Source organism: Acinetobacter sp. 243_ASPC (assembly GCF_001054715.1).
Lineage (GTDB): Bacteria > Pseudomonadota > Gammaproteobacteria > Pseudomonadales > Moraxellaceae > Acinetobacter > Acinetobacter soli.
Genome location: NZ_JVOR01000131.1, coordinates 31,529 through 49,632 on the forward strand (window position 1 = coordinate 31,529; position 18,104 = coordinate 49,632).

17 protein-coding genes and 2 pseudogenes are annotated in these 18,104 nt (G+C 37.1%); 5 read left to right on the forward strand and 14 right to left on the reverse strand.

Annotated features, from left to right (window positions below):
• Nucleotides 1–15 precede the first annotated feature (15 nt).
• The 11 genes from qatD to ADA42_RS16710 all read right to left on the reverse strand — a co-directional run bounded on the left by qatD (nt 16) and on the right by ADA42_RS16710 (nt 12,786).
• Nucleotides 16–756 carry a Qat anti-phage system TatD family nuclease QatD gene (gene qatD / locus ADA42_RS16660; RefSeq protein WP_048766353.1) on the reverse strand — a complete coding sequence of 247 codons (741 nt, stop codon included), beginning with the start codon at nt 754–756 and terminating at the stop codon, nt 16–18.
• A complete protein-coding gene (qatC, locus tag ADA42_RS16665; RefSeq protein ID WP_048766354.1) occupies nt 756–2,081 on the reverse strand; it encodes a Qat anti-phage system QueC-like protein QatC in 1,326 nt (441 codons plus the stop codon). The genes qatD and qatC overlap by 1 nt, the downstream gene beginning before the upstream one ends.
• Nucleotides 2,074–2,838: a hypothetical protein gene (locus ADA42_RS16670; protein ID WP_048766355.1), complete on the reverse strand. Its 765-nt coding sequence runs from the start codon at nt 2,836–2,838 to the stop codon at nt 2,074–2,076. Before ADA42_RS16670 ends, qatC begins: the two co-directional genes overlap by 8 nt.
• A gap of 27 nt (nt 2,839–2,865) precedes the next feature.
• Nucleotides 2,866–4,659 carry a KAP family P-loop NTPase fold protein gene (locus tag ADA42_RS16675; RefSeq protein ID WP_048766356.1) on the reverse strand — a complete coding sequence of 598 codons (1,794 nt, stop codon included), beginning with the start codon at nt 4,657–4,659 and terminating at the stop codon, nt 2,866–2,868.
• A gap of 302 nt (nt 4,660–4,961) precedes the next feature.
• Complete coding sequence (locus tag ADA42_RS16680; protein ID WP_048766358.1) at nt 4,962–5,903, reverse strand: hypothetical protein; 942 nt, start codon at nt 5,901–5,903, stop codon at nt 4,962–4,964.
• A 179-nt stretch (nt 5,904–6,082) separates the two neighbouring features.
• Complete coding sequence (locus ADA42_RS16685) at nt 6,083–7,126, reverse strand: YqaJ viral recombinase family protein (RefSeq protein ID WP_048766359.1); 1,044 nt, start codon at nt 7,124–7,126, stop codon at nt 6,083–6,085.
• Nucleotides 7,127–7,340: 214 nt separating this feature from the next.
• Nucleotides 7,341–8,384 (reverse strand): DUF932 domain-containing protein, encoded by a 1,044-nt coding sequence (locus ADA42_RS16690; RefSeq protein ID WP_048766361.1) that lies wholly within the window; start codon nt 8,382–8,384, stop codon nt 7,341–7,343.
• 57 nt (nt 8,385–8,441) lie between these two features.
• Nucleotides 8,442–8,729, reverse strand: coding sequence for a hypothetical protein (locus tag ADA42_RS16695; protein WP_048766362.1), 288 nt, complete (start codon nt 8,727–8,729; stop codon nt 8,442–8,444).
• 209 nt (nt 8,730–8,938) lie between these two features.
• Entirely contained in the window at nt 8,939–11,086 is a 2,148-nt protein-coding gene (locus ADA42_RS16700; RefSeq protein ID WP_048766365.1) for a hypothetical protein, read from the reverse strand.
• Nucleotides 11,087–11,401: 315 nt separating this feature from the next.
• A complete protein-coding gene (locus ADA42_RS16705; RefSeq protein WP_223673390.1) occupies nt 11,402–12,244 on the reverse strand; it encodes an IS3 family transposase in 843 nt (280 codons plus the stop codon).
• Nucleotides 12,245–12,276: 32 nt separating this feature from the next.
• On the reverse strand, nt 12,277–12,786 hold the full coding sequence (locus ADA42_RS16710; protein ID WP_017898102.1) for a helix-turn-helix domain-containing protein: 510 nt from the start codon (nt 12,784–12,786) through the stop codon (nt 12,277–12,279).
• Nucleotides 12,787–13,165: 379 nt separating this feature from the next.
• Between ADA42_RS16710 and ADA42_RS16715 the strand changes: the two genes are divergently transcribed.
• Genes ADA42_RS16715 through ADA42_RS16725 form a run of 4 tightly spaced genes read left to right on the forward strand, consistent with a single transcriptional unit; the run spans nt 13,166 to nt 14,448 of the window.
• Nucleotides 13,166–13,420, forward strand: a complete 255-nt coding sequence (locus ADA42_RS16715) for a hypothetical protein (protein ID WP_048766374.1) — start codon at nt 13,166–13,168, stop codon at nt 13,418–13,420.
• Nucleotides 13,421–13,422: 2 nt separating this feature from the next.
• The gene (locus ADA42_RS18905; RefSeq protein WP_256121644.1) at nt 13,423–13,551 is read left to right on the forward strand and encodes a hypothetical protein; all 129 of its coding nucleotides are present in this window, start codon (nt 13,423–13,425) and stop codon (nt 13,549–13,551) included.
• Complete coding sequence (locus ADA42_RS16720; RefSeq protein WP_048766377.1) at nt 13,552–13,779, forward strand: hypothetical protein; 228 nt, start codon at nt 13,552–13,554, stop codon at nt 13,777–13,779.
• A gap of 12 nt (nt 13,780–13,791) precedes the next feature.
• Nucleotides 13,792–14,448 (forward strand): hypothetical protein, encoded by a 657-nt coding sequence (locus tag ADA42_RS16725; RefSeq protein ID WP_048766380.1) that lies wholly within the window; start codon nt 13,792–13,794, stop codon nt 14,446–14,448.
• A 63-nt stretch (nt 14,449–14,511) separates the two neighbouring features.
• Here the strand turns inward: ADA42_RS16725 and ADA42_RS16730 are convergent, their stop codons facing one another.
• The 3 genes and pseudogenes from ADA42_RS16730 to ADA42_RS18240 form a co-directional block, all read right to left on the reverse strand.
• Nucleotides 14,512–15,456 (reverse strand): YagK/YfjJ domain-containing protein, encoded by a 945-nt coding sequence (locus ADA42_RS16730; protein ID WP_004992793.1) that lies wholly within the window; start codon nt 15,454–15,456, stop codon nt 14,512–14,514.
• Between the two features lie 388 nt (nt 15,457–15,844).
• Nucleotides 15,845–17,077, reverse strand: a complete 1,233-nt coding sequence (locus ADA42_RS16735) for a hypothetical protein (RefSeq protein WP_004992792.1) — start codon at nt 17,075–17,077, stop codon at nt 15,845–15,847.
• A 291-nt stretch (nt 17,078–17,368) separates the two neighbouring features.
• Nucleotides 17,369–17,699: pseudogene (locus ADA42_RS18240) on the reverse strand (transposase).
• An 87-nt stretch (nt 17,700–17,786) separates the two neighbouring features.
• On the opposite strand from ADA42_RS18240, the pseudogene ADA42_RS16740 reads away from it, so the two are divergent.
• Nucleotides 17,787–18,104 (forward strand): annotated as a pseudogene (locus ADA42_RS16740) (integrase core domain-containing protein); the annotation flags it as partial.

Below are 18,104 nucleotides of genomic sequence, written 5' to 3' on the forward strand. Positions count from 1 at the left end.
CAACTAACCAAGACTTTAATTCACTGCACTTAAAAGCCTTCTTAAGTTTTCAAAAATTTGATTCTGAACATTTTCCTTGGGTTCTCCCCAAATATCACTTAACTTATTAATAACAGGCATGACCGATGCTGGCTGTAGCGGCTTATTCCCATTCATAACAAAAGGTCCATCTGTTTCAGTTAATATTCTATCTTTTGGTATATGACTTACAAGCAAACGACCTCTCTCACTAGACAACATTCTTTGGTTAACTGAAAACCAGCATCCTTGAGCAATGGCTTTTTTTAGACTATCCTGCTTTCCTGTATACCAATGCAAAATTGGTATACCATTATTAAAATAAGTATCTAATCCATCTAAAGTCGCTTCTACAGCATTAAGGCTATGAATGGTTAATATTTTAGGTGACGAACTATTAGCTTTTCGCAAAATATGTTTAAAAACTTTACTTTGTATATTTTGATGAGCTTTCAGTACTGATGAGCCGTCCAGACCAATCTCACCTATATACTTTGTTTCATTGATTAGTAAATCAAAAAAATCTAACTCGTCATAACGCTCATGTGCTATTTGAGGATGAAGACCAAGGGCTGTCTGAATTCGTTTATGATTTTCAGCAAGCTTCTTTGTACCAAACCAAGCTTTTGGCGTAGTTGTTACAGACAAAATATAATTTGACTCTCCACAAGCTGAGACCACAGCTTGTGGATTTTCGTATAAGTCCAAATGACAATGAAAATCGATCAACGGAAACATTAAATGTTTACACCTAAATTCTCTTTTTTTAGATACTGCTCTACTTCCGTAAACCCTCTTAAAACAGTATCAATGATTTGCTTACGTTCCTTAGGCTCTATTGGCAAAAATCCAGATTTTGCTACCCACAAATTTGTGTTTCCAGTATTTTTAATTTTGCTGATCGCCATAACCATAGACATTAGGTCATCCCTCTGCTTATCTCGTTTAATCACATCACTTAAAACAGAGTATTGATAATCAGTTAAATCTTTAAATTGGGATGCATTAAATGAGGCACGCCTAATCAAACACGGTAAGCACTTACCACATTGCACTCCTGACCTCTTCCATTTCCCACAGGATACTGTATCAGTAGCAACCTTTTTCAATAACTTTTGATCTTTACATTCGAGCATCATTTCTCCTTTGGTCTTGAACTGATAAGGATTTAATAACTCTACTGGTAAATCTATACTTGAAAATAGTTCATTTAATTTTTTTAGAAAGTATGGATGTGTTGTTCGCGTACTTAATGAACCTATTCGCCTAGGAGTAAGTGGAGGGTTAATAGAAATGAGGCCATTCTCGGGAATGTAAAGCGGTATTATCTTATTTGAATAATGGTTTTTACTCAAAGCAGTAGCGATTAAAGCTCCAAAGGCAATAAAGTTAAAACTGCGCGTTCTCATTTGAACATCTGCTGGAATTTCTTTAACTTTCCGAGGATTTGCTACAACTTGAAATCTAGCATTACTAAGTCGAAGCTTGTGGTACACACCATCTTGCTTTTGTCTATCTTTTGGGTAGGCATGACTGACTAAAACTGATTTTTTTCCTTGAAACTGCAAATCTATCGCACCAATTGTACTATCCAAACCTCCTGAAAATAAGCAAACAGAATCATGCTTATTTATGAAAATTTTTCGTGCTTTGATACCTTTCATCATTTCAGGGATTTGAAAGTCACTTTGTCTAAATTCAAAATCCCACAAGTCTCCGCTTAGAAAATGTAAAGTTTCCTTTAAGAGTGTTTTTTGCTTATTCCAAAGAATCGGATTTAACATTGGAAGATTTATCTTAAATTGACGACACCATGCATCTTCTGCTCGACTATCTCTCTCTACAAAAGTATCAGCAGCCGTTACTGCTAATGAAAGCATCATTAAATCAAAAGCTGTTTCATCCGCTTCCTCTTGAAGTCTTCTAAATTCAATTAGTGCTGCTCCACCAATACTATTGTATTTGCCAGAAACAGCAGACTTCCCAAACATCAAAACAGGTAATAATCGATCTGATAAAGGTGGTAATTTTGCACTATCGGTCTCAAAATAAAGCTCAATCATTTAAATAGTCCTCCCATTCACCCCAAATATCTTCTAATGCTTTCATTTGTATATTTTCAATATCTTTTCTTGTTAATGAATTTGCACCATTCTTTAATTGCTTACTCATATGCTTATCCACAGAAGAATTTATTAAGGAACGTAGATCCTGCTCAAGACTAGCAACATTCTCAGGCGTATCAGCTTTATCAAAAGCAGCTCTTGAATCTAAGACGATTTGTTGAAATAAATACTGCTCTGTGTAATTCAGCATTAAATCTATAATCATATCGCTAGAAATTTGAGTGAAATCAAATTCATCCATCCCATCTAAACATTCAGCTAAAGATTGATTCAAACTTGCCCTGATTCGTTCAGAGTCTCCATCAATAACTAAAAGGTTTTCTATAATTTGATCAATGACAATATCAATAGGCTTACCATTTAGATCTGATATTTTCAGGTTTAAATAGTCATTTCCAGCTTGAATATTCTGGAATAAATCAAATAAACCTCCACCAGCTGCAATAAGTTTTTGGTAGCGTTTAGGAGCTACCTTTTTTCCACCTGTTGCATTCTTAGCATAATGACCAATTGCTTTTCTTAAGTTTGTCCCACTTGGACCCGACGGTTTATTCGCAGCTTTCCCTAAATACCCCCTAAATTCACCTAGAGTATTATCTATTCCACATGCTATTGATCCTCCCCCCTCATTTGCCCAAGATGGCACTAATGGTGTCTTTCCATTTGGCCCCTTACTTGAAGTTGATGTTCCCATAATCCCTTCCTTTTAATAACTTATAAATTAGCTGTTAAACCAAACTTCATCTTTAATAAGACTTTTAAACCAAGGTTTAAGTTTTGGCATAACTTCTGAAATCAAGGCTTTGAACTGAGCCCTAGTTTCTTCTAATTCTTGTGCTAGTAAAAATGCACCAGCAAAACCTGATGGTATTTCACTCCAATTTGAATGTTGTCTTAATTCTTCTAAAATCAAACGCATTACATCTTTTTCTTCCCCTTGAGGAATTGTTCCAATTGCTTTAATTGCAGATGGCGAAGATACCTTGGATGTTCTTATTAATAGCCTATACGCACTATCTGCAATTTCAGATAAACCTCTAGAAACTATGCGAAGTGGGACAGTTTCTTTACTTAAATAAACAAGTGGTCTTAAATCTCTATCTGAAATAGACGGTTCCAAATTCACCCAATCAAAAAGGAAGACTTTGTGTTCTTTCCAATCTTTTGGTAATTTTTCTTCAAAAGCTTCGAGATCATTTTTAACAGCCTCAAGCTGTCTAAATAGTTCTGGCTTTCCATCGGCAGTAGCATTAATTTCATTGTAGAGAATAGATATCGCAGTTGATTTACAGCATCTTTCAAACAATGCCATTTTTGCTATAAGTTTCAAATCCACAGGCATCTGTCGGGCGCTTGCTATCATATTTCGCATACTTATTACATTTAGCATACGCTTTACAATTCTTGGATTACCTTCAACGCTTTTGGAGGTTGCCAATAATGGTGCTATTCGATCGGCTACAGTAAAATCATTTAAAAGATTGAATGTACTTGGACCATCCGAATCTAAGAGTAGCAAAGCTTTCTCCACGCTAATCGGATCTTCTTTCCAAGAAAGCCTCAAATTCTTTTCTAAACCAGTTCTTAATGCTTCTATTTTAACCTGTTGCTTTCCATAGGTTTCATGAATTGATGCGTAAAGTAAAAATAAATATGCTCTAACTTCACGAGTACTAATTTTTGGAACTTTAACTGGAAATTGAATTAACTTATCCAAATAGTCTGTAATATGTTTTTCATCTATACCATTGAAGTGTTCTTTAACAGCATGTCTTACCATATCTTCATCAGCTGCTATCACAAAAGCGGTATTGGGCATAAATAAAAATAAGCGTAATGATTCCAATGTTTGTATAGTCTGCTTTGGTAAACATCTATCTAGGTTGTCTACGAAGATGACTATTTTCTTGTTAAATCCCACAAGCAAATCTGCAAATTCTGTTTTTAAAGCAGCTATTTCTTTCGGTGCAGATGTCATTTCTTCATTCAAAAGTTCTTTTAAACTACTCTGACCATCTTTTATTATTTTACTTATTGCCTCACCATCTTCTGAATCAGCTTTCCCTTTAATCCCATCACCAAGAGCTTCAACTGCTTTGTATGCAGCACCAAAAGTTGGCACTCCAGCCATCCAAGAAGCACCTTCTGCGGCCATTGCTAACAAACGTAATTTATTTACTCGTTTAGTTATTGTCTTCGTTTTATCTAAAAGGGTCTTATTGTCCTCTACAAGTTTGGCTATCTCTAAAGTAACAACTTCAATTAATGCGGCTCTCGCATCATCAAACCCTTGATAAAGCCATGCATCAAACTTTATAAGAATATAATCTTTTTCATTTTCTGATTGTAGCTTTTGTTCAATCAAATTTAAGATTGTTGATTTTCCTGTCCCCCAAGAGCCAAATACTCCTATTGAAATCGGTAACATTGTAGGATTACTTAATACATTGACTACAATTTCAGAGGCTTCAGAATAATTTAAAAAATCCTTTTTTGATTCGATATCTGACCACATAATATTTGTTTCGCAGTTTTTTTACTTGACTTCTAATCTATCAATAAATATTTAAAATTCAATAAATAAAAAATCTATGTACAATTTCATACCATGTAAAAATGCTAATACAAATACCCTATGCCCTCAAAAACCTAAATTCCATAAGTTAATTTATATAGTTAACGTCCTAATCATTTTTTAGACAATAGCAACCATTGATGCGCACAAAAAAATAAGGGAGCTTGTACTCCCTACTATAAAGAAATTCCTCAACATAGATGTATCAAAATCACTAGCTGATCAATCAACGCTTAAGCTATTTAATTCACCGCCCTTACACTCCCCTGCAATCCTTTCTGTATATCCTGCACAAATCCTTCCCCTTGATTCGGTTTAGGCTTTGCCTTGGTTCGAGCTGTAGTTTCAGACTTTACTTGTTCAATATTAGTTTCTTGATTTTCATCACTATAAAACTCCTCCACAAAATCCAAACCTTCTTCTGCATTGACTTCAAACTGTGCATTGGCAAAACCCTGCCTTGCAGTCTGATCTAACGCCGTTTGATTAAAACCTGCTTGTTTACTTTGTTGATCAATCTCTTGCGCCATTTGAATAGCTTGTTGCAAATTCGCTCCATCACGCAAGGTCAAATCCACGTAGTACACAGGTGTACGATAACTTTGTGTGGTCGATTTTCCTCTGAGTGTCAGTTGCAGTGGTAGGCATAACAACAAGCCATTCGATGCCGCATGGTAGTAACTGAGTCGTGCTGCCAAAGTGCGGATACTGTTAAAACCTGTGGTTCTAAAGATGAATATACCCAACTCATCAGACTCATCTAAATTAACATGTAATCTACCGAAAGGCTTACAGTGCCCACCTTGTGCCAGTGGGCATAAATCAGGAGATGGACAAGGATGTTGCTCAATACCTTGCTGAGTTAAACGCTGACAAGTTTGCCCATTCCCGACACATACAGGACGACCTGTTTGGCGGTCAAACAATGTGTATTCGGCTCTAAGATTCAGTTCAGGATCATTGAAGATCACCCGTACTGGAATCGTGCGGAGTTTTTGATTTGGAGTTTTCGCGCGAAGTTGTTCATCTAGGGGATGTTTCACCCATCCATCTTTACCTTGAATTTGACTGGTAATGGTAAATTGATCATCTTTTTCAGGGAGTCGTTTCCCGTTCTTTTCAACCACTTTACCAATACTAATTCGTCCAAGGATCGGTGGTGTTATCGCTAAACCTTTGATCATGATATTTGTCCTATAAGTAAAATTTTACTGCTTACCCTTTGTTATGTAAGTAAACAGAAATATGAAAAAGCTACGATTACGCAAAGACTGCCATTTGGGTTCACCGCACCTTCGGGTGTTGGTGAATCGGGGCGGTTTTTTGCGCTTTTTGACAGAATGGATAGATTGACCTTTTTGTTTCAATCGTCATCGCTATAAATTTGAAAGCGTCGAGTACCAATTTTGTTTTGAGGGAATTGATTGATCAGTTCAGGATGAAGTTTCAGTACAGCCTTCGTATCTAAGCCAATCGAATCTTTCGCTCGTTTCCACGTGACTGAACCCTTGGCAAAAGTGGCTCGTTCTGCATCCTTCATCAGCATTTGGATTTGATGCTTGGTTTCATCAAATTTATTTTGGTGGGCTTCAATGTGATGTTTCTCTTGGATCAGCTGTGTGAACAATTGATTAGCATGTTCATTTTGACTGAGGTCTTCCACCGTTAAAGGGATATGCTGGGGATAGAGTTGCTGAATCGCTTTGGCTGCCGATTCACTGGCATCCGCTTCAGGTGGTATATCTTTTTCTACGCACTCCCAGAAGTATCGTTCAGCATTGACGATGTGTTGAATAACCGATTCACTGCGAACCACTTTATAAATACGTGTTTCGTGACCACAGATCAGTACACAGATATGTGCTGCCTTTTTCCCTGTGACTGCCAATTGATGTTGTACCTGACACAGTACGTATAAAGGCACACCATCTCGCCATAACTTTGCGCCATATTCCCCTGCGGTTTTACATTCTAAAATTTTTACTTCATCACTGCCCACCACGGAATAATCTAAGTTTGCCAACATGAAGTATTTGTCTTCGTCAGGGTGTTGCAGTACTGCATTGATACGACGGACTTTATTTTTGGTATGCATGCTGTAGTATTCCGCAACCAAAGGTTCAAGCTGTTTACCCCAATATAAAGGCCCGTGTCCTGCACTTTCATCTTCAATGGATTGTTTGACTCGTCCTGTCTTGATCATCCATAGTTCGAGCATCGACATATAGGGACTGAGTCCACAAGCAGATGCACAATCGCTACTACCAATTCCCTTACGTCGAACTTCAAGCCATTCTGCCTGAGTCATATTTTTGGTATTGACCAATCGTTTTGCAGTAAAGAATTTGGGTGCAATAAATGGGGTACTTGCTTGTTGAATTGTAGGATCTAATATTGCTGTATTCATGTTGAATTCCTGATATCTAACTGTGAGATTTATGGATGACTTGATTGAGAGCGGAGTAAGCGTCTTGATTGGAAAGCGGATTGAATAGACAAATTTCGGGCATAAAAAAACCACAGCCAAAGCTATGGTTTTAATAATTTATAAAATTTAATATTTCATTTAAAAATGCGTAGATAGGTCTAATTTTCCATGAGTGAAAAATGTGTTTTCAGCACTATGCAAGCATACTGAGTGCCTGTTCCAATCCTCGTTGCTTGATCGATGCGCCAACACCAAACCACGCTGAATCAAGTCGGTGATCGATACTCATAGCACGTCGTTCATGGTCTATAAATTCAGTGATTGAACAGAGTAAGCCATAGGCTGTTCCTTTGGCAGAACTTAGCTCCGCACCTCGTCCTTGACCATTAAACATTTCCATAGCTCGACTCATCGCTTTGCCATTTGGTTCAGCCTTATCCTTGCCATTGGCTTGGGCTTGTGAGGCTACATCACGGTAGAATTGAATGATATTGTCCTCCTGATCTAATACGTTGTTCATGGTGCTGTTATTGAATACAGCATAAAAATAAGCTGAGGCTTCCATCTGACTAACCTTACGCTGTGTTAGTTGTTTCATTTCATACATATGTTCATCCCATGCATGTACTGAAATGCCGAGTTGCTGTTTGACCTTATCTGCATCAAATTTAGTACTGTGTGGAACTTTGACCACACCTGCACTGCTGTTCTGTCCTTTTAAGGCAATCGCTAAAGTGTTGTTACACACCACTCGGATCGAGGTAAATTGTGCGGTGGTGGCAAGGGTTCCATCACATGCTGTTGCCAAGAGTATATAGCCATTACTGACATCTTTGCCCTTGAACATGGATGTTTGCCCTGTCCGAGCCAATGCCCAGAATTTCTTGCCACCTTTAAGCACGCCTGCGGTTTCAAGCTCAAAACCTGATTGTTCAGTCAAGTCACGATAGAATTCTAAAATCTCTCTCGGTTGAACTTCCTGAAAGCGTTGGCTAACGACTGATAGTGGCGCATGAGTATCAGAGCGATATAAAACTCGTTGTTCTTCATAGGGCATGATGATGCTTTGCCCTCGCTCATTCTGTGCCATATAACTGACATTGGATGATTCAATGCGCCACTCCATACCTGCCTGCTGTGCCCAGACTTCTATCGGTTGGTTTTGGGTGAGTTGATTCCCTAGACCATGCCAAGGGGTATCACCGACATAAGCCATTTGTTCAAGTTGATGTGCCATGATTTTATTCCTTTTAAATGAAACTGAAATTTGAATCTGTGTAGATCTGAGTAATCTTTAGTGCAAAAGATGACTTGGAAACTTTTGATAACAGTTGTGGCAGAAACACAAATTCTGGTGTATCGGTACGCTTGGTTCTGTGAATGTATTCAAAACACTGCCGAGTACCGTTCCTGCAATTCCACCGACAATCGGTGGCAGATTGAAAGACTTTGCGATCGTGGTTCCCAATGCACCCAATGTGGTCGGTGTGACCAAATTGGTTAAGGTTGTATTTGATTGTTGTGTACTTGCTTCAACCAATATCACATTCGTTGAATGACAAAAGGGACAGCTCAAGCTCATGGCTCGACTCCTTAAATTTTGGGCACAAAAAAGCCTGCTCAATGGCAGGCTTTGTTTTCATATTTTCATGGATGACTCAAAAGAGTTTCATGATTCTCATCAGGATGTTATGTATCTGAAATTATTTGGAATAAATTAAAATTTACTTTTTCAATTAGTAAATGATCTCTCCAATTTTTTAAATACAACTATTGATATTATTCCAACACTTAAGCTGGTTTAAGCTGATGAGAAAGATTAGGCTGTGCTGAACCGGGTTTAGCAAGTTCTCTATAAATATCTAATTGACGATTAATCTCATTAATTTTTGACTGTAGATCAACTGATATAAAATTACTTGATTCACCAATAGCCACCCAACCAGCTTGAACTTTTTCCATTTCATTACCCTTTTGCAACTTATGTAAGATCCATTGGTTCAGATGATAAGCACGCATATAGGCTTCATGTTGATAGATCAATAAAGTACTAAAAACAATAATACGATCAGCATTATTCAACATATGAGTTTCAAAACTTTGTAGCTGTTTGAATAGCACATTTGTTCGATGGATCAATAAATTTTCATTGAACCACGCTGCGAATTCAATGAGTAATTTCACTACTATATCTCTCTGATTACACAAAGCTTCTCGATTCATACTATTTGCACCCGTAGAACCAGCAACACCTCCCATATATGCACCAATACCACCCACAACAATGACTCCGACACCACCTGTAGCAAGACCTGCTAATGTGCCGAGCAGCATTGATCCTGCCATTGCACCTCCAGCAATGGCAGCAGTTTCTTTGCCAACATTTTTTAAGTATTGTTCGCCATCCACTTTACCAGAATTAAAATCACCATAATTACGATATGCCGCTAAGCCAATCGTTAATAGTGGGATTGGTAGCATATCTCCTACACCAGCAAAATCTGCAATCCCCTCTAGTCCTGCCCCTGTGGTTTCCTGAACAGCTTCATAACTTAAAGCTGTATCCACTAAAACCATTGGATGATTACCTAGCTGTTCTGCAAGTTCACTGTTCACAATTACTGGAATATCAGGATACTTATCAAAATGACTTAATACATAATCAGCATCCATTGAGCACTTAACTTGCATCGGTGTACCATCAACAATCAAATCATAACCTGCTTGATTTGCACTATCGGGGAATTCAACGGTATGTCCTTGTTGTTGTAGATTCAGTGCAACCTGTTGTTCAGCAACATAACCAGTTAAACGTGTCACTGCTCCTGCACTATCTAGTGTGTTCGCTGAAATGTCTTGTAAAGTATTAAAGTTCTCAGGATTTCCTTTTGATGCAAAGCTCAATGCATCTAATACAGATGGATCAATATGTGCATAGTCCCAAATTAAGCCTAAAGAATATGTGGATGTCATTAAGCCTACCCCCATCTTTAGTCCTTGATCTGATAATATTTTTTCGAGCTCTTTTTGTGCTTTTTGATTTTGATTAAGACACCCAACAATTTTTTGATTTTTCAAAAGTTTGGGGGCACTCGCAATAATTCCCTCACTATATGGAATCTGCGAATCACGCCCTCCAAAAAATGTACCAACTCCCTTACTAAAACTATTTAGCCCACGTCCCATGTCAGCTAAGAAATTAGTATCTTCAGGACGAGTTGCAATAACGTCTTCTGGTAAAAGAGCTGTTATAGCACGATTGAGTAGATTCCCTTGTAAAGCTCTATCTTTCGCATCGTCTATAGAGCAAAGTAAATATATAGCATATTGCAAATCACCAAACTCTCCTTTTTCCTGATTATAGATAACATTCTTCCGCATTATTAAGCATTCAAGATAATCAAAATATAATGTTTCTTGATAAGGACAATGCTCAAAATAGTATTCAAACTTTTCTATAGCGCTAGTATAGATTTCACTACGTTTGTACACTATCGCCTGTGCTTTAATGACAACATTGCTAGGCTCACGCTCAAATAAAATTTTTAAGATCTCTCGACTAATCTGTAAATGTTCACTTTTTTCAATCTTCGATAAATACCGACTGACTAATTCAGAAATATTCATCGACGCTTGATGCTTGAGTTTGAATAAAATACATTGCTCTAACCAAGCATAATTTTTTGCATGCCCCTGATAGTGAGGGATAAATACTGTTTCAATCAATTCAGCCAATTCTAAAGAAACGCCAATTTCCTCAGATGAATTGATAGAAAATTCCCATTTTTGTGGAATAGTCACACTAAATAAGCGAGAGAAAAACCCCGAATTGAGATCAGCTTTTTCTTGAGTAACTAACATCAACATATCTTCTGGAGTAAGTGTATGTTTTTGAGTTTTAATTCTATCTAGTCGTACTTTAAGTAATTTAAAATTCATATATCCCCCTAATTTTTTGAATTTTCAGATAATTTACTATTTTAGGCATCAGAATTATATTACTTAAAATTGAAAAAGTACTAGTGTATTAAAAATAATAAAATTATTGATTTATTTATATATTTTCATAACCTCGATTGACTAAACTCACCCTTAATTTTATCATTCGACTGCTGACCTACATCGTCAGTCGGTTTTAGCAGACCGTTTCATACAGCGCATCAGGGTTTATTCTTCTGAGTATCCCTTATGCGTACAACCTTCTCGTCCCCCTTTGCGGTAGAATGATCTGCCCCCATAAAGTTGGACAGTTAGTTAAGCAGTTTTTATAAACTGGTTTCTATATTGTACAGGGGATAAACCTTGTAGCTTCACCTTGATTCTCTCATGATTATAATAATGAATGTATTCTCGTATCGTTTTCTCTAATTCATCAATTGATTGAAATTTTTCTCCATGAAAGCATTCCGATTTTAATATTCCAAAGAAGCTTTCTATTACAGCATTATCTAAGCAATTTCCTTTACGAGACATACTTTGAATTAAACCATGTTGCTTTAATTGCTGTTGGTAATGAGCCATTTGATATTGCCATCCTTGATCTGAATGGAGAATTGGTTTCTCATGTCGCTTAAGTTTAGCTAAAGCATGAATGAGCATATCTTTCACTAACTCATAATTGAGTTTACGTTGGATTCGGAAGGTAATAATTTCCCCATTAAACAAATCTATAATTGGTGATAAATAAAGTTTTTCACCGTTAACATTAAATTCCGTCACATCAGTTGCCCATTTCTGGTTGGGATGGTTCGCTTTAAATTGCCGTTGCATAATGTTATCAGCCACCGTCCCGACACAACCACTTTTATATGAGCGATATTTCAATGCTCTGATACGTGATTTAATTCCCATGGTTTTCATAAGGCGATATACACATTTATGGTTGATTATTATTCCTGTACTTTTCAGGGCAAGAGTAATTCTACGATAGCCATAGCATCCCTTATGCTTGTGATATATGGACTTAATCTGCTGTTTTAACTCAGTATATTTGTCATTAGAGCGTACAGCTTTCATGTGATAGAAATAAGTACTACGAGCAATCTTTGCAATACTGAGTAAGAGTTTTAATGGATAAATTTGCCTTAATTCTGAAATAACCTGAACAGTGTCTGCAGTACAAAGTGTATTTAAGTACGTTGCTTCAGTTTTAAGGCTTTTAGCTTTTTTAAAAAGGCAACCTCCGCACGTAAAGCGGTCACTTCATCAATGAGCTCCTGCTGAGATTTATCTTTGTCATCTTTTACCGGTTTGTTTATTTTAGTTTTATCGTGTTTAACCATATTGTTATAAATCCTCGTGGTATTAAACCCGGCAATCCCTTCTTTATGATACTGAGCTAGCCATCTTCTTAAAATTGACGTCCCGCTCAGATTTAACCGTCTTCTAACTTCTCTTACAGGTACCTTATCAAGAAGCATTTGTACAGCCTTGATTTTAAATTCGGAAGAGTAATAGGTTTTTTTAGTTTTAATATTTAAGCCATCTTCACCTTGTGCCTTATAGTTTTCAATCCATAGCCGGACTGTTTGGAGATCTACATTAAATTCTTGTGAAAGGATTTTGTAGCCTTTACTTCCATCTAAATAAGCCTGAATGACTTTTAATTTTAACTCTTTTGAATGCTTTGGAACTGGCATAGGACACACCTCATAAGTTTAAAAAGTCTAACTTATGGGGTGCAGTTCAGAACGGGAGGGGGACGCGTTCGCGCGTGCTGGTTCTGTATGTCCAGTCTGCTAACCCCTTTTCGTTCTGCCACCATTATTTAGCAGTAAGTTGGTAGAGCTTCTTAATACATACAGGAGTAGTCGCCATGACTCAGCACTTTCTATCTTTATTATTTTCCCTAAAACGATTTTCTATTCCTCTGTTGCATTAGCAGCATTCATAAATTTTTGCTTATTTGAATGATCTGAACGCTATCTAGCCTTAGACGGTTTTGTTGCATCTACGCTTTAGTCCATTCAGTAAAATTTATTACACATCAAATAACTCAATAAAAAATTAGGGGAAATGATGAAAATTCAAACTTCGCTTGCACTCATCACACTTACATTGATGATTACAGGTTGTGCCAGTAAAACCGAACGCCAGTTTATTAGTGGTTGTAAAACAGGCGGCATTGATGGCAATACCTGTTCATGTATCTACGACAAACTTGAAAATAAATATGGGGAAGATGGGCTTAAAGAAAACCTCTACACCTTGCAGCAAACTGAATCCTTTCAGATGGATATGGTCAACATTTCCTATCAATGCATGAAGGAATAACCATGAGAATATTTGCTGGCATCATCTGCATCATTGCAGTGATTTGCTTTTTAGGTTTGCCATTTATTGGCTTCATGATCGTGATGGGACTATTTATCGCATTGGCAAAATATGCAATTGGGGGAAAGTAAATGAATTCAAATATTAAGACATGGGTGATTAGTAGCTACTTGGTGATTGGTTTTTTCTTTGCCATATATCAACACTTTTGGGGGCAGTATAACTACAAGCCATTTACTTACAATTTGGGGCAAGGCTTAGTGTGGCCTACGGTAATGTTTCCAGTCATCGGTAAAATTGTAGGTGGTATCTTGATCCTATTATTCATTTGGTTCGTCGTTATTCGACCTAAGTTATAACGGAGTGCAATCATGAAAAAAATACTTTCCACAGTAGCACTTTCAACTTTACTGCTCGCTTGTAGCCAAAACAATCAGCAAGCTCAACAAAGTGCTACAGATCAAGCTGAACGCAGCTCATCTAATACTGCTACACAGCAGGAGCAATCTAAATATGCACCATATAGCAAGGAAGAGGTTGAAGCCAAAGTACAAGCTTTAACTCAGATTGTAGAAAATGATACCGAATATCTCCCTGCTGCGGTCAAACAAGCTCAATCATTTCTTGAGAGTTGGGATAAATATCCTGAAGCACTCAAATCCATGATGGAGTCTGATCTTGATCCCAACAATCCTGAATATAGCAATAATATTCCGATGGAGATGGAGCAACCAGAGATATCTGTTCGTGCCCAAATTTCCAGTCGGGAATCTCAATCAGCGTTTAATGTGCCTGGTGCAATTGAATATATTTTGGAAATTCAGTCCACTTCTGAACAACCCTTCACTTTAGAGGGATTAAATATTAACCGTGGTCGCTGTGGTTTTTATACAGGAGATTTCTATAGCAAAATTCCTGTGCAAATGAACTATAGTTCTACGGTATCCTATTTACTGAAATGCCGTGGTGATCAGGTCATTGAAGCTGAAATGATTACAGATCAGGGCAATGTAAATTTATCATTTTAATCTCAAACCCGACCCTATAGAGAACACTGCTGATAGTTGTGTTCTCTATTGAAAATTCAATATTTATAAACCTCTTCGATTTTTTGAATCAACCACTCCTCTGCCAAAGCTACGCATATAGGCTGAATCTTTCACTCGGAGATGCTGCTGTTCTTTTTCGCCATTCACCAAATAAGGGACAATATAATTAAGAAAGTTATAGACTTCACTGGCATTGTTACGATGAATCATACCAATCCCTAAAGTCCCCATCGCTTCATAGATCGCCATATAGTCGGAATGGTTACAGTTAAAAATATAACCATATCCGTGTGTAATCTGCTTCCAGCACTCACCTATCCACTGCCCCATTTCAAAACCACATTGATGCATATTTCCATCGTACATAAGCAAAAGATGGCAATGGTAGCCCTTACTAACCCCATGCTCTAATGCCCATGCATAACCATATAACCCACTAAAACAAGTATCTTGATCGGCTATACGCCGTAGCAATGTTTCTAGCGCTTTATTGAACACTTGGATGTTGTATAAGGCTTGATATTCTTTCTTGATAGATAAATCCACTCGAACCACCAGTGTTCTCGCATAATGATGAATGAGTGTGGATGTATAATCAAAAAGGCTATGCTGATTCTCTAATTCACGTTGTTGAAAATCAATCAGTTGCTGTTTTACACAGCCTGATAATGATTGGATATAAGTCAGAATATGCCAGACTGTCATATCATCAAAACAGACTATACAATCATGGTCTGCCTGCGGCATTAGACGGAGTGTGTGATCAACGATGTTCACCACCTCAATGAATATCTGCACTGTATTGCAATAGAAAAAATTAGCGTTATAGATTGGCTTAAATGACTGAACTAATTTTTGTAGGTCTATCATCAGGTTTTGATGATATAAATCATAACTACCTAAGCAAACTTCTTGAATGAAATGGTCTACTGCTGCCAATACTTCTGCTTCATGGTAAAGCTGATCATATTGAATATTCTGGTACATTTAGGTTCTCACTGAAACATAAGGTTCATATGTAAGTGAGGAATATATTTTTTTACTGATCTTGATTCTAAAGCAGGATGTTGTGATCATCCTGCTTAGCTGAATATGCTCATAGACTTTGGAACATACTATAGGGTTAGTTCTGAATATTTTAATACTGTGTTATTGATACATAGTCTATAGCCCATTTGAGTATGGGCTATACTGTGCTAAGTGTCTCAATCAACTAGATAAGATATTGTTTATGTTTAATATATTATTTATATATTACTTATAGTTAATAATATATATTACCTGTTAAGCACTCTACACTGTAGTTTCGATAAGTTCGTTCATCTACATAACGCTAATCGCCAATCTATCGGATTTTGCTTAGGCTAAAGTTACACTAATTTTTATTTTTTGGCAGGCTTCCTCTGAACACCCTGTACATTCTTTTCCCCTCAAGACGTAACACTTGATCCACTTCAGACTGTTCCTCAGAAATCATCTTAATGGATTTCAGGTATAGCTGAAGCTCGAATGGGCAGTAAAAAAATTCAGATAGTACGATGTAAGCAACAGCATGTTCACAAATCAACCTTTTCATATTCTGATTATTCTTGCCGACTGCTAAAAAATGGGAGATAAGTTTTTTATGTGACCATGCAACAGGCAGCTCAACCGCTTCAAATCTTATCGCATCTGTGCCTGTAAATTGATATATTTCCTCCTCTCTAATTTTATTAAAATAGATGTTTTCCCAATAGTAACTGATATCTTCAATCCATTCTTCTGCTTCAATGCCAATATCAGGCACAATGAACATCATCCTGAAGCACAATTTATTGTTTTCTGCCAGATCCCAGAACCCCATATACCCTGAAATCTGAGCAAGTTGCCTGTAGCCCCTGATTGCGTTCATAAAGTCTTTTTTTAGATTGATGAGGGTATGATCGTATAATTTCTGTAGACCATGTATAAGAAATTCAAGGGTAAAAATAAAACTTTTGGCATTTAGACTCATTACATCATTAAAATAATGACAATATTCGTGAAATTTTTTGATAGCTTTATTTTCGTCATTTTTTCGCTTTATAAATTCCTCATGGTTTCTGAACTTTTCAAGAAATTCATCCATATAAGCAATATTTTCGACACTCATATCACTAAACACATCAGGGAAGAAATTCGCAGGCAAAACGTTAAATTGTGTAGGCTTGCTTCTTTCATTCAGAGTGGGACGTAATTGTTCATTCAACCTCACTAACTTCTCATTTTTAATATGTAAATCGAGAACCTCGTAATACAGCTCCACCCGTGATGTCGACTCAAATAAATTGACTTTATATTCCACATTATCAATATGCATCCTACGGGTATTCTTCAGACCAAGATCATTACTAAGAAATTTAAAAGGATAAAACTTATAAGCAGAAACCGGAAAATAGAACTTATTCCATGTGATTAAAAAATAATGTCCTTTCATCTTATCTAGTGATCTTATAAACAGTATCAATTCCAATAAAACTCCTAGATTCAACTCATCCCTGTGTTTCAGAAAACCGCTGCGATTCAGGTCGATGCCAAGGTTGTGAAAAATATTTTTAATTATTTTGTCACTGAAATAAACTAAAGACATTACCACACCTGCATTTCAACTATTTTTAGAGATCAAATTTGTAGATCATATTACCAAAATTATTAGCTTATTATCCAATCTTTGTAAGGTTTGTGATTCATATAATTCAGCCAAATTTTCATTATAGTTAAATTTCGGCTGAGGGCCACGGTTTCACCAAGGTGAACTTTAGCCCAGTGAAATTTGCCCTGTTCCAGCCGCCGGGCTGAGTAGATATCCAGATTTCATTAATACGGATCATGTTGCAAGCGCCTTGAGTAATTCTGCTAAAGCAGATATTTCTGATACTTGCTATTTCAAGCCAATTTCTGCTTTTGAGTGGGGTAAAGTAATTTGAACCGTTAATATGTCAGTAGGAGTAGGATCTAATGGTCCAGAACAGGATAAGGCAATAAATGCAGGTTTATTCGGTAGTGGGGGAACGATCATCCCCTGGCTTAGCATCAATTAAGCGAATCCATTTGGATACAAGATTTGTATTCAATCCATGTTGCAAAGCGACTGAAGCAATTGAAACGTCCGGCGCTTTACAAGCCTGAACGATCTGCTGTTTAAATTGAGCACTGTATGTTCTTCGTTTTTTCGTAAGAGATGCGATGGATGTCTGGTTATTTGTAGTCATAAATTTAAGTCCCCACTTGTTTCTAAGTGGGGACTAAATTAAGGCTTATAGGATGAATTCAGAAGGTGTGTTCAGCGGACGCTTACAAATAAACCAGGTTCACCTCATTTGAATGGCAAGGTAGAGCGTTCTCAAAAGACTGATAAATCTGAGTTCTACGCTACTGTCGATATTAATTCTGAAGATATCCAAGACAAGCTAGCCGAATGGCAGCATGACTATAACTGGATGAGACCACATTCAGCTTTGAAAGGTAAAACACCGATGGAAAGGTACTTTGAATTATGTGAAGAAACCCCTTTCTCTGATGAGGTCCAGAAGCAATACAACCCATCCAATGAACGGATTCAACACGCCAATTACAAGATGGATTTAGAGATCGCTAAATTGAAACGATCTCTATGA